Annotated in this window: 12 protein-coding genes; 3 read left to right on the top strand and 9 right to left on the bottom strand. The window is 38.0% G+C overall.

All coding sequences use genetic code 11. The features are described 5' to 3' along the window. Positions 1-189: 189 nt before the first annotated feature. The 6 genes from IGJ18_RS02355 to IGJ18_RS02330 all read right to left on the bottom strand — a co-directional run bounded on the left by IGJ18_RS02355 (position 190) and on the right by IGJ18_RS02330 (position 6,889). Positions 190-1,917: an ABC transporter permease/substrate binding protein gene (locus IGJ18_RS02355; RefSeq protein ID WP_438842809.1), complete on the bottom strand. Its 1,728-nt coding sequence runs from the start codon at positions 1,915-1,917 to the stop codon at positions 190-192. Further along, the gene (locus IGJ18_RS02350) at positions 1,910-3,103 is read right to left on the bottom strand and encodes a quaternary amine ABC transporter ATP-binding protein (RefSeq protein WP_010720061.1); all 1,194 of its coding nucleotides are present in this window, start codon (positions 3,101-3,103) and stop codon (positions 1,910-1,912) included. Before IGJ18_RS02350 ends, IGJ18_RS02355 begins: the two co-directional genes overlap by 8 nt. A gap of 199 nt (positions 3,104-3,302) precedes the next feature. Next, complete coding sequence (locus tag IGJ18_RS02345) at positions 3,303-3,935, bottom strand: GntR family transcriptional regulator (protein WP_010720062.1); 633 nt, start codon at positions 3,933-3,935, stop codon at positions 3,303-3,305. 191 nt (positions 3,936-4,126) lie between these two features. Beyond that, the gene (locus IGJ18_RS02340; RefSeq protein WP_053765766.1) at positions 4,127-4,249 is read right to left on the bottom strand and encodes a hypothetical protein; all 123 of its coding nucleotides are present in this window, start codon (positions 4,247-4,249) and stop codon (positions 4,127-4,129) included. After that, positions 4,250-6,385, bottom strand: coding sequence for a ferrous iron transport protein B (feoB, locus tag IGJ18_RS02335; protein WP_088745395.1), 2,136 nt, complete (start codon positions 6,383-6,385; stop codon positions 4,250-4,252). A 3-nt stretch (positions 6,386-6,388) separates the two neighbouring features. Then, a complete protein-coding gene (locus IGJ18_RS02330; protein WP_010720065.1) occupies positions 6,389-6,889 on the bottom strand; it encodes a FeoA family protein in 501 nt (166 codons plus the stop codon). A 408-nt stretch (positions 6,890-7,297) separates the two neighbouring features. Here IGJ18_RS02330 and nrdH point away from each other — a divergent pair, with 408 nt between their 5' ends. From nrdH to nrdF, 3 genes are all read left to right on the top strand, one after another. Continuing rightward, a complete protein-coding gene (nrdH, locus tag IGJ18_RS02325) occupies positions 7,298-7,522 on the top strand; it encodes a glutaredoxin-like protein NrdH (protein WP_010738447.1) in 225 nt (74 codons plus the stop codon). A 146-nt stretch (positions 7,523-7,668) separates the two neighbouring features. Further along, on the top strand, positions 7,669-9,828 hold the full coding sequence (nrdE, locus tag IGJ18_RS02320) for a class 1b ribonucleoside-diphosphate reductase subunit alpha (protein ID WP_010720067.1): 2,160 nt from the start codon (positions 7,669-7,671) through the stop codon (positions 9,826-9,828). A 54-nt stretch (positions 9,829-9,882) separates the two neighbouring features. After that, positions 9,883-10,851 (top strand): class 1b ribonucleoside-diphosphate reductase subunit beta, encoded by a 969-nt coding sequence (nrdF, locus tag IGJ18_RS02315; protein WP_010720068.1) that lies wholly within the window; start codon positions 9,883-9,885, stop codon positions 10,849-10,851. A 94-nt stretch (positions 10,852-10,945) separates the two neighbouring features. On the opposite strand, the gene IGJ18_RS02310 is transcribed toward nrdF, so the two are convergent. Genes IGJ18_RS02310 through IGJ18_RS02300 form a run of 3 tightly spaced genes read right to left on the bottom strand, consistent with a single transcriptional unit; the run spans position 10,946 to position 13,282 of the window. Beyond that, on the bottom strand, positions 10,946-11,650 hold the full coding sequence (locus tag IGJ18_RS02310) for an SIS domain-containing protein (RefSeq protein WP_010720069.1): 705 nt from the start codon (positions 11,648-11,650) through the stop codon (positions 10,946-10,948). A 44-nt stretch (positions 11,651-11,694) separates the two neighbouring features. Beyond that, positions 11,695-12,489: a PTS system mannose/fructose/sorbose family transporter subunit IID gene (locus IGJ18_RS02305; RefSeq protein ID WP_010720070.1), complete on the bottom strand. Its 795-nt coding sequence runs from the start codon at positions 12,487-12,489 to the stop codon at positions 11,695-11,697. After that, positions 12,473-13,282 carry a PTS mannose/fructose/sorbose/N-acetylgalactosamine transporter subunit IIC gene (locus IGJ18_RS02300; RefSeq protein WP_010720071.1) on the bottom strand — a complete coding sequence of 270 codons (810 nt, stop codon included), beginning with the start codon at positions 13,280-13,282 and terminating at the stop codon, positions 12,473-12,475. Before IGJ18_RS02300 ends, IGJ18_RS02305 begins: the two co-directional genes overlap by 17 nt. Positions 13,283-13,284: the final 2 nt, after the last annotated feature.

Below are 13,284 nucleotides of genomic sequence, written 5' to 3'. Positions count from 1 at the left end.
TAATAGCCTCTTTTACATTCCCTTAGTACCATGGCTTATGTATTTTTCCCATCAACAGTGAGTTACATAAAAAAGTTCTGAATACTAACAAAAAATGAAGCGTTCCAAAAATAGTAAAGACTATTTTCAGAATGCTTCATTTGATTTACTAGAGTTTGATCGAACTTTTCGTGATCAGTTACCTAAACATTATTCTTTCCAGCTATCGACTGTTTTTTGATTTTCTTTGATCCAGTCTTGTGCTGCTTGTTGTGGATCTTTTCCGTTATTGATTTCTAACATGACTTTTTCCATATCTTTTTCTGACCAGTGGAAATTATCTAAGACCTTATATGCTTCTGGTTGGTCTTCTTTTAATCCTTTGCGGACGATCGTATGGATTTCTTCAGCACTTCCCATGGCTTTTTTAGGATCTTCAAGATACTTCAAGTCATATTTAGCAAACATCCAATGTGGAGTCCAACCAGTAATAACGATTGGTTCTTTCTTTTTGATGGCTTGACCTAATGCCACTGTCATCGCACCTGAAGAAGAAGTTTCTACGGTCCAATCTTTTAAGTTGTCATATTGCTTGATTGTATTTTCAGCAGCATTGACGACTCCGGCACCAGGTTCAATACCGGTGATTTTCTTATCTGCTTGATTGGTTAATTCTTCAATCGAGTTGACATCCATATAGCTTGGAACAGCTAAGCCAACTTTAGCACCAGTTAAATTAGCACCTAGATCATTTATTTGGTCTTTGTACTGTGCATATTGAGAACCATGGGTTTTTGGTAACCACGCAGCTACCATCCCATCTGATTCTCCTTTAGAAACAGATTCCCACATGATGGAATTATCTAATGGTGTGATCGACACATCATAGCCCATTCCTTTGAGTACTTCAGCAACTACATTCGTTGAAGCTACTTCAGTATCCCATTCTACATATGAAAGATTGATTTTTTTTGTTTCTTTGTTATTAGCTAAACTACCTAAGCCAATGGCACCTAAAATCACAACCACTACAGCTCCAATAATGATTCCTTGGCGTTTTTTACTTTTTTGTTTGTTCGCACCTGTCGCTTTTTTATTATTTGGTTGATTCAAATGTTGCGTAAAACGGTCAATGATGATCGCCAAGATAACTAAAGCTACCCCGTTAACAAATCCATTTCCGACTTGCGCACGTTGTAATGCTGACAAGACGCCACGACCTAATCCTGGCGCTCCAATCATTGAAGCAATCACGACCATTGAAAGTGACAACATGGTGGTTTGGTTGATCCCCGCCATGATCGTACTTTTAGCCAATGGTAATTCTAACTTGAACAGTTTTTGCCAACTGGTACTACCAAATGAATCAGATGCTTCCACCAATTCTTTTGGTACTTGGCGAATACCTAGATTTGTGAAACGAACAGTTGGTGGTAACGCAAAGATAACTGAGGCGAATACCCCTGGAACCATCCCAATCCCAAAGAATGCAACTGCTGGGATCAAGTAAACAAATCCTGGCATAGTTTGCATAAAGTCAAGGATCGGTTTGATGATACTTTGCGCTTTGCTGCTTTTTGCCATTAAGATTCCTAATGGTACACCAATAATGATGGAGATCATACTAGACAATAAGACAAGTGTCACAGTATTCATCAAATCAGACCATAACCCTTGATTGTAAATAAACCATAGACCGATCAACGTAAACAAGGTAAGTCCTGGACGTTTCTTAGAGATAAAGAATGCAACGACTGTTAATAAAAGGATGAACACTGGTGCTGGAATAACTAATAATAAATTAGTGATCCCAGACATCACTGCTTGCCCGATCGTTTGTAGAAAAGCAAATAATCCTGCAAACGTAGTCGTAAACCATTCTGTCAATTTTTCAACCCAATCTGCTACGGGTAATTGATAGTTTAATAAATTATTCATGTTCATTCACCTCACCTGATTCTGCTAATGCTTCAATCACACTTCCTCGAATGACAACCCCTTTAAGTTTACCGTTGTCAACGACTGCTAGTGGCGTAGGTGAATCATAAATAATATTGAAGATATCACTGACAATCATGTCTTTCCCAATGACAGTGACATTTTCATCTAAGAAATCAATCAACGGCCGTTTTTGGCGTCTGGCTTCTAGCGCTTGATCAGCTGTAATGATTCCTTTTAAGTTTCGTTTTCTATCGACTGCCATCAACATACTTACTTCTTCGTTGCGCATTCGAGTCAATGCAACATTCGGACCATCTGATTCAATATTGGTAGTCAACGCTGGAACCATGATATTTTGAGCTGTTAAGACTTTGGAGCGGTCCACTTCCTCCACAAATTCTCGAACATAATCGTTAGCAGGATTCGTTAAGATTTCTTCCCCTGTGCCGATTTGCATGATTTCACCATCTTTCATCAATGCAATACGGTCACCGATTCGCAACGCTTCGTTTAGATCATGGGTGATGAAAATGATTGTTTTTTGGACATTTGATTGTAATTCGAGTAGTTCATCCTGCATTTCACGGCGAATCAACGGATCAAGAGCAGAAAAAGCTTCATCCATCAATAAAATCTCTGGATCGTTGGCTAATGCTCGAGCTAGCCCCACACGTTGTTGCATCCCACCAGATAATTGATTTGGATATTGATCTTTAAATGAAAGCAAACTTGAGTTTTCAAGTGCTTGTTCTGCTTTTTGTTGGCGTTCTTCTTTCGGAACTCCTCGAACTTCTAAACCATATTCCGTATTTTCTAAGATCGTACGATGTGGAAATAACCCAAAGTTTTGGAAAACCATATTGATCTTGTGACGACGAACTTCACGAAGTTCTTCTTTACTCAATTTTGAGATGTCTTCTCCATCGATATAGATGTTTCCTGCTGTTGGTTCGATCAAACGATTCAATAATCGAATCAAGGTTGATTTCCCACTACCGGAAAGACCCATGATAACGAATATTTCGCCTTCTTGAACATCAAAGCTAGCATCGTACACACCGACCGTTGCGCCGGTTTTTTTCAATATATCTGTCTTCGGTTGATGATTCTTCATCATTTCTAAAGCTACTTGTGTCTTTTTACCAAATATTTTTGTTAAATTTTTTACTTCTACCTTTACCAAACAAATTTCTCCTTTTTTATGTTTATGTAAATTCATTTTACTTTCTGAAAAAAGTGACCACACTATACTAACATCGTGTAGTCACTTTGTCAAAAAGGAGACTTTTTTGTTTGCTTCCAAAATAAAAAAAACTTGAATAAAGCCCTAGCGGTTAGGCTTATTCAAGATTAAAATTTGATGATAAAAAATAATTAAAGGACTAGTTTTCTGGATAGAAGAAATTAGTCATTCTTTGTAAGGTAAATTCGTTTCCAATGAAATGTACAGTGTCACCCGCTGTGAATTTGGCATACGGTCCAGGTGAAACGAGCAACTCTTCTTTATGGGAAATCGCAATCACTGTCGCTCCTGTTGCTTGCCAAATATTCAACTCGCTGATGGAGCGGTCAAGGTGGGTCGCTTCTTTCGTCAACGTTAATTCAAATGGCAATAAAGGATTCATCTTATGTATCCGTTTCGTTTGACTGACTAATTGATCTAATAATTGTGAAAAATGATCCAATTCTTCTTGTTGCTTTTCTACACTTGCCATAATTTCAGCTTTTGTTTCTTGGATCGATTGAACATCTTGGTATTGCAATAAAAAATCTTTGGCTTTCTCTTTTGAGGCAACGAATGCCCCACTGCCATGGCGAACCTCCATGATCCCTAGATCAACTAGCACATTGATTGCTTTTCTTGTAGTTTCAGGAGAAGCATTATATGTACTTGCTAAAGTGGATCTCGCATGGATCTTCTCCCCTACCTGATAACGGTTTTCCACGATTCGTTCAGCCAGATCAACTGCGATTTGTTGGTATCTTGGACGAACAATTTTTTTCTTTCCTGCCATTTATTCTCCTCTTCCTTCTCTTTTTCAGTTACATCTTACTATGGGAAATCAAAATAAGCAAAAAATCTTAAAAAGGTTTTAAGTCTGTTCCTTGGAGAAAAATCAAAAGAAGCAGAATCAACCACAAAAAAAACAACGAACGATGAACTGTTTTTCGATCATCACTCGTTGTTTTTATCATCTCTCATCCGTTAGACTTTCTTTACTGGGCAAGCACTTTTACAGTCATCACACGTTTTTCCTGATTTGACACGTGAAAACACGATATAACCAGCACTGCCAAAGATCAATACACTTAATAAAAAAGTCGCCATTTAATTTCCACCTTCTAATGATAACGTCAAAATTTCTTGTTTCTTCTGCTGCTTTTTCAATAAAGCGTAACCTAATCCAATCAGGACCATACCTGCTAAATAAGTCGAAAATACGATAGAGCCGCCTTCTAATAAATGAGCGAACTGATAAATCATGAAGCTTACCAAGTAAGCAAACCCACATTGATAGCCAACTGCGATCAGTGTCCATTTCCTTGAATTCATTTCACGATGGATCGCACCGATTGCTGCAAAACAGGGAGCACAAAGCAGATTGAAGGACAATAAGGAATAAGCAGCAGCGGAAGTATACGTACCTTGTAATGCTTGCCAAATCTCTCGACCATTTTCCGCTACTTCTTTGTGCCCAAACAAAATACCAAAAGTCCCAATGACATTTTCTTTGGCCACTAATCCAGTGATCGTAGCTACTGTTCCTTGCCAATTCCCCCATCCTAGTGGTTGGAAAAGAGGAGCCACAATCCGTCCAACACTTGCTAGAATACTTTGATCTTCCGTAACAGGTTGACCAAAAAAGTTATACGAAGAAGTAAACCAAATCAAAATACTTGAAACAAAGATGATCGTTCCTGCTTTTTTGACGAATGATTTACTGCGGTCATAGGTTTGGCGTAAAATCGTTGTTCCTTGTGGAAAATGATACGCTGGTAGTTCCATAATAAATGGTGCGGTATCGCCAGCAAATAACTTCGTCTTCTTCAACATGATCCCTGATAAAACGATGGAAGACATACCTAGAAAATAAGCAGAGGGGGCTACCCAAGAAGTATGGGGGAAAAACGCTCCTGCAATCAAAGCAATGATTGGTAATTTAGCAGAACATGGCATAAACGTTGTGACCATGATCGTCAAGCGCCGATCTTGCTCATTTTCAATGGTTCGGCTAGCCATCACTCCTGGAACACCACAACCTGTAGCAATCAACATAGGAATAAACGATTTTCCTGACAAACCAAATTTCCGAAATAAACGATCCATCACAAAAGCGATCCGTGACATGTAGCCACAATCTTCCAAGAAACTTAAACACAAGAACAAGACGATCAGCTGAGGTAGAAAGCCCAACACTGCGCCTACCCCTGCTATGATTCCATTGAGGATCAATTGTTGCATCCACTGTGCCACTTGCCAGTTGACCAGTACCTGTTCGACGTGTTGTGGCAACCAGCTCCCAAATAACGTGTCATTGATCCAATCAGTTCCCATTGTTCCGATTGTTTGAATCGCTAAATAATAGATCAGCCACATGACAAAAGCAAAAATTGGTAAAGCGAACCAGCGATTAGTAACGATTCGATCGATTTTATCACTGATGGACAAGCGAAATGAATCCGTAGACACGACACAAAGTGCAGTAAGTTGCGTTAGCCATTCATATCGTTCATTAATAACTATCGTTTCGCTATCTTCATCAAATAGTCTCTCTGTCAGACGAATCAGCTGCTCAATTTCTTTTTCTTGTTTTGTCGTTATTGTTTGTTTTTCCCATAACTGTGGATCACGCTCAAAATATTTGATGGCAGACCAGCGTTGAAAAGGCTGATCTTTTCCTAATATCTCTTCGATTTCATGGATTGCAGCTTCTAGTCGATCGTCATAATTAGTTAGTAAGGATACCTTCTGTTCTTTTGGCTGCTTGAAGGCATCAATGATTTTCTTCGTGAGTTTATCCAACCCTTCTTTTTTCAATACACTGATAGGAACTACAGGTATGCCTAAACCATAACTTAATTTTTCGACATTGATTTTTTTGCCATTTTTTTTAATGATATCCATCATATTCAGTCCGATAATGATGGGGATGCCTAGATCTAATAATTGTGCAGTCAGATAAAGATTTCTTTCTAAATTTGTGGCATCGACAATATTGATGATCAGATCAGGACATTCGTTGGTTAAATAATCTCTCGCAATTACTTCTTCAGGTGTATAAGGTGACAGGGAATAGATTCCAGGTAAATCTTGAATCTTGATTATCGGATTCTTCTTCATTTTTCCTTCTTTTTTTTCCACCGTTACCCCTGGCCAATTCCCTACGTATTGTTTAGCACCAGTTAAGGCATTGAATAAACTACTCTTTCCACTATTAGGGTTACCAACTAAAGCTACCTTCATTTTTTACACCTCTTTTTGCACAAGGATCAACATTGCTTCTTCTTTACGAAGCGTTAACTCATACCCTCGCAATGTAATTTCTAACGGATCTCCTAGTGGTGCTAATTTTCTTACGGTCAAAGGAACATTTTTCGTTACACCCATATCCATCAAACGCCGTTTAACAGCGCCTTTTCCATGTATCCCTACAACGATTCCTCGTTCTCCAACAGTCAGTTGATCTAATGAAGTCCAGTTATCCTTAGAAAGTTCGTTCTTTTTCACTAAAATTTGTTTAAACAATTCTCGATCGATCGCGATCCGATTATTTTTTAGCAGGACGATTCCATTACTTCCTGATCGATTGATAACAACGAGTTTACTTCCAACGATTATACCGAGATTTTGCAAATGTTTTTTGACTGCTTCACTCGTTTGCAATTTTTCAATTTGGTAAACAAGATTTAGCTTCGCTTCTTCTAAAGGGACAGTGGCATCTAAAGATAAAGTAGCATTCAAATTCATAAATCGATTTTCATCTCCTTCTTGTGAAAAACATCATGATAGTTCTTTCTATTTATTTTCCCTATTATTTACTTCATTTATCAACATACATTGAGAATCATTCTCAATAAGAATACTCTCGTTACTTGATAAAGTCAACGAACGTTGTGATTTTATGAGCGAACTTTCATTTAACCACTTAATAAGGAGATAAAAAAATCTTTTCGGGGATTTTTCCACAACCTTCACTGTACTAAAACAAGTATTTTTTCCCCTGTTACTTGTTTTCAGCTGTTTTTCAAAAACCACAAAACATAGTATTCCACAGTTTCCACAACACAAGATGTAGTGTTTGTTGTTTGACTTTTTTACTAATAGTTTTATACTATTCATTATAGATAAACAAGAGCTGTGGAGGAGGCAATACACATGAATGTCAAAATATTTTCTAAAAATAATTGTATGCAATGCAAGATGGTCAAACGCTTTTTAACTGACAACCAAATCGATTTTGAAGAAGTTAATATCGACGAACAACCAGATGCAATTGAATGGTTAAAAGCTCAAGGATTCCAAAGTGTTCCTGTCATTACGTCAGATGCACAAACGGTGATCGGGTTTCGACCAGATCAACTTCGCAAACTTGCTAGTTAGTCACCAGTCAATCGAAATGGAAAAGAACGTAGAATTGGATTTGATGGAATTGAGGCACTTGTTTTTGCCGTAAACTCCCCAAATCCTTTTTTACAGCACGAAACAATATTCACTATCAAAATATGGAATGAAGGTTGGGCGTACTTATGAGTCTTAAGCAGTTAAAAGATGTTAGTTACTTTAAATTAAACAATGAAATCAATCGACCAGTAAATGGTCAGATCCCGCTAAATAAAGATAAAGAAGCGCTAACCGCTTTTTTTGAAGAAAATGTCAAACCAAACACGATGACGTTTGCAACAGCAATGGATAAAATCAATTATTTGATTGAAAACGACTATTTAGAGTCAGAATTTATCCAACTGTACTCTGCTGAATTTATTGAATCACTTTATCAATTTTTAGCAGAACAACACTTTACCTTTAAATCATTTATGGCTGCCTACAAATTTTATTCACAATATGCGTTAAAAACGAATGACGGGACTGCTTATCTTGAATCTTATGAAGATCGAGTAGCTTTCAACGCACTTTATTTTGCTAATGGTGATGAACAATTGGCGCTGTCTTTAGCAGATGAAATGATCCACCAACGTTACCAACCTGCTACCCCCTCTTTCTTGAACGCCGGTCGGAAACGTCGTGGAGAACTCGTTTCTTGTTTCTTGACACAAGTAACTGATGATATGAACTCTATCGGTCGTTCGATCAACTCTGCTTTACAACTATCACGTATCGGCGGTGGTGTTGGGATCACTCTTTCAAACCTACGTGAAGCGGGTGCACCGATCAAAGGTTATGAAGGAGCAGCAAGTGGTGTTGTCCCTGTTATGAAATTATTTGAAGATAGTTTTAGCTATTCAAACCAATTAGGTCAACGTCAAGGTGCTGGTGTCGTTTATTTGAACGTCTTCCACCCAGATATCATTGCTTTTCTTTCTGCCAAGAAAGAAAATGCAGATGAAAAGATCCGAGTAAAGACACTTTCACTTGGTGTAATCGTTCCTGATAAATTTTACGAGTTAGCTCGTAAAAATGAAGAAATGTATCTTTTCAGTCCTTATAGTGTGGAAAAAGAATATGGCGTGCCATTTTCTTATGTCGACATCACTGCTGAGTATGATCATTTAGTAGCGAATCCTAATATTCGGAAACAAAAAATCAAAGCACGTGAACTTGAAAATGAAATTTCGAAATTACAACAAGAATCCGGTTATCCTTATATCATCAATATTGATACAGCTAATCGTGAAAATCCAGTTGACGGAAAGATCATCATGAGTAACTTGTGTTCGGAAATCCTACAAGTTCAAACACCTTCTGTTATCAATGGAAAACAAGAATATGAAGTATTAGGAACGGACATCTCATGTAATCTCGGTTCGACTAACATCGTTAACTTGATGGACAGCCCTGATTTTGGTCAGTCTGTGCGCACGATGACGCGGGCATTGACTTACATCACAGATGCTTCCGATATCGATGTTGTTCCTCCAATCCAAAATGGAAACAAATTGAATCATACGATCGGACTAGGAGCAATGGGCTTACACACTTTCTTTGCGAAGGAACAAATGGCGTATGGCTCTGAAGAATCCTTAGATTTCACAAATATTTACTTTATGCTTTTAAATTACTGGACATTAGTTGAAAGTAATACGATTGCTCGTGAAAGAAAACAAGTCTTCCATAACTTTGAAAAATCTGCTTATGCAGATGGAAGCTATTTTGATAAATATGTTACTGGAGAATTCCAACCAAAATCTGATAAAGTAAAAGCTTTATTTGAAGGAATCTTTATTCCAACTGCTGAAGATTGGGAAAACTTAAAACAAGCGATCATGACCGATGGTTTATACCATCAAAATCGTCTAGCTGTAGCACCGAATGGTTCGATTTCTTATATCAATGACACTAGTGCAAGTATTCATCCGATTACACGCATGATCGAAGAGCGTCAAGAAAAGAAAATCGGGAAAATCTATTACCCAGCGCCTTATCTGTCAAATGAAACAATTCCTTACTATACTTCAGCTTATGACATGGACATGCGAAAAGTCATTGACATTTACGCAACTGCTCAACAACATGTAGATCAAGGAATGAGTTTAACCCTATTTATGCGTTCTGAAATCCCAGAAGGTCTATATGAATGGAAAACAACGACTAAACAAACAACACGTGATTTGAATATCTTACGTCACTACGCTTTCCATAAAGGAATCAAATCAATTTATTACGTTCGGACGTTTACTGATGATGCAGAAGAAATCGGCAGCAATCAATGTGAAAGTTGTGTCATCTAAAACAAGTAAGCAAAAAATGAACAGACAGGTAATTTAAATAAAGGAGCATTTCTCATGTCAGAAACTTACTATGAAGCAATAAACTGGAATGAAATTGAAGATATCATTGATAAATCTACGTGGGAGAAACTAACTGAACAATTTTGGTTAGATACCCGTATTCCTTTGTCTAATGATTTAGATGACTGGCGGACACTGTCACAGTTAGAAAAAGATACGGTTGGCCATGTCTTCGGTGGACTGACTTTACTCGATACTGTCCAATCAGAAAGCGGAATGGATCAGCTGCGTAAGGATGTCCGTACGCCGCATGAAGAGGCTGTATTGAACAATATCCAATTTATGGAATCGGTCCATGCAAAAAGCTATTCTTCCATTTTTAGTACATTGAATACAAAAAAAGAAATCGAAGAAATCTTTGAATGGACGAATACAAATCCTTATTTACAAAAAAAAGCGGAACGTATCAATGAAATCTACAAAAATGGCACACCTTTAGAAAAGAAAATCGCTAGTGTGTTCTTAGAAACATTCTTATTTTATTCCGGCTTTTATACTCCTCTTTATTATTTAGGAAATAATAAGTTAGCGAATGTAGCAGAAATCATCAAATTGATTATTCGAGATGAATCAGTTCATGGAACTTACATTGGCTACAAATTCCAATTAGGTTACAATGAACTATCAGAAGAAGCACAAGAACAGCTAAAAGACTGGATGTATAATTTATTATATGAATTGTACGAAAATGAAGAACGTTATACCGAGGAACTGTATGATCCAATCGGTTGGACGGAAGAAGTAAAAACATTCTTGCGCTACAATGCCAATAAAGCATTGATGAACCTGGGAATGGATCCACTTTTTCCAGATACAGCGAATGATGTCAATCCAATCGTGATGAACGGTATCTCTACCGGTACCAGCAACCATGATTTCTTCTCACAAGTGGGAAATGGCTACCTCTTAGGGCATGTGGAAGCAATGCAAGATGACGATTATTTGATTGGTTTAGATGACTAAATAGGAAAAGAACGTTTAAGCGTTGGGTTGTCCCCACCTTAAACGTTCTTTTTATGTGCTTTTTCTCAGTCAATCATTTGATATGTTCATGAAACTAAATATGGAAAATTCTCTCTGCATACTGGTCTTCGATTTTTAGGTTTCGTTCGTGTCCCCCATCGATATTCGCACTTAAATAAACTGGCGGTTCAAAACCTTGAGCAACCATTCGCTCAATAGCTTCTAACATCGTTTGTTGGAGTAACAATGTAGCCGCATATGTCGAAGTCCCGCAGACTTTGGTCTCTAATCCATCAACAGGTAATACCGCATCACCATAAACAGAGTGGTTATCTAAAACAACATCTGCAAATTCATACAATAACTTTCCACTTTCATGTCGTGAAGTGGATGCTTTAGAGGCAGCCAATGCCGTGACCACGATCAATTTATTTCCACGCTTTTTGATTTCTTCAGCCATTTCAATTGCCATGGGGTTTCTCCCAGAATTAGAAATCAGGAAAAAGACATCATTGGGATGGATGGATACTTTGTGCATGAGCGTTCGTCCGACACCAGCATGTTGTTCGTACATGCCCCCCGCAGGATCTAAAATCAGTTTTGACGGTATCAATCCACCTGCACGCCCACTGATTTCTAGCGCTGCTGCATGGGAATGTCCGCTACCAAAAGCCTGCGTAATCCCACCGTTCATAATTCCATCGGCTACGATTTGGGCTGCTTTCGTTATATTTTCTGTTTCATACTTCTCTAATGTTTCAGTTAATTTTTTACATTCTTCAAAAAATGCGAGTGTCATAAGGCTCTCTCCTTTTTATGATTATTCCTCATTTAGTTAGAAAATCACATGATTCCGAATACTCTTAATAAAATCGATAACACCATGATCGCTAAAATCGCTCTTGTTGAATTAAAGTATTTTTTGCCTAACAACCAATAAATGACACCCACTAAAAGGGCTGGAATCATCATCGGCATGATCTGATCTAGTGTTTCTTGAAGGTTAAGTTCGACATCTCCCGTTTTAAAGGTCCAAGTAATTTGGGCATTGATCACCGATGGAATCATGGCACCAATCACCGTGACCCCTAATAAAGTAGCAGCATTGGTCAACGCATTCAAATGTCCGGACATACTAGTCACTAATTTCACGCCTTGAGTATAACCTATTCTTACAGAGAAAAATCGAAAGACTAAAATCGCCAGATTTACTAATACCCAAACAGCAACTCCGATCGCGTTTCCTTGTAGAGCTAAATAGGAAGCCACTGAACCAAAAACAGTTGGGAACAATACTCCAAAAATCGTATCCCCGACACCAGCAAATGAACCCATTAATCCAGTTTTCAAACTAGACACCGTATCTTTTGATTGTTTGCCTTCAGCTTCTTCAGTAGCGATATCGATTCCCAAAATAAAACCGCCCATATGTGGTGTTGTATTAAAAAATTGACTTTGCATGTTCATCATGGCAATCTTGGTTTCTTCATCGTCGCCGTAGAGTTTTTCGATGATCGGTAACATGGAGTACAAATAGCCCCCACCCATCATTCGCTCATAGTTCCAAGACAATTGGCTACCATACAACCAATTGATACTTACTTTATCTAGGTCTTTTTGATTAATCTTCGTACTCATCAGCACTTAATCCTCCTTTTCCATTTGCATCAGCTTGAGCCACTTGTGTCAGATTGTTTTGCTTTCCGATCAAATTCTTAAATTGTAAAATGGCTAAAGCCAATCCTAATAAAGCCACGCCAAACATAGGCATCTTTAAGTAAGCAACTGCCAAAAACCCAATCATCAAGTACGTAATGAAATTTTTAACTGGTAAAAATCTTAATAAAATGGCGATACCGACTGCTGGTAACATGCCTCCTGCAACTGCCAACCCGCCAGTCAACCATTCTGGAATTACATCTGAAACAATTTGAATCACTCGGTCACCAAAACTAAAGACGATAAAAATAGGAACGCCTCGTGATAATCCCCAACTCATTGCTCCCAACAAGTGATAAATTCTTATTTTTTTAGTATCAGCTAAACGAATATTTTTATCGATTCTCTTTTGAAAGAACACATTGCAAAATCGAGCAAAAATATCTAACTGGATCATCAACAATGCTACTGGAACAGCTAATCCGATACCAAATTCCACACCTCTTCCACTCGTAATCGCAAAAACAGTTCCCACGATCGAAGCGGTCATATAATCTGGGACACTTGCTCCTCCATAAGCTTGAATACCCAATCCCATTAATTGCAATGTTGCACCTACTGCCAATCCAGTGGTCAGATCCCCCATTACTAAACCTGTAATGGTACCTACGATCAGTGCTTGGTTAGCAATCACATTGATCCCTAAATTTTCGATGATGACATAAAATCCTAACAGTGATAATACGATGATTTGCCAAATTTCTATATTCATTC

This window comes from Enterococcus sp. AZ078 (assembly GCF_051714985.1).
Taxonomy (GTDB): domain Bacteria; phylum Bacillota; class Bacilli; order Lactobacillales; family Enterococcaceae; genus Enterococcus_B; species Enterococcus_B hirae.
This window is presented reverse-complemented; position numbering and strand designations above follow the sequence as displayed.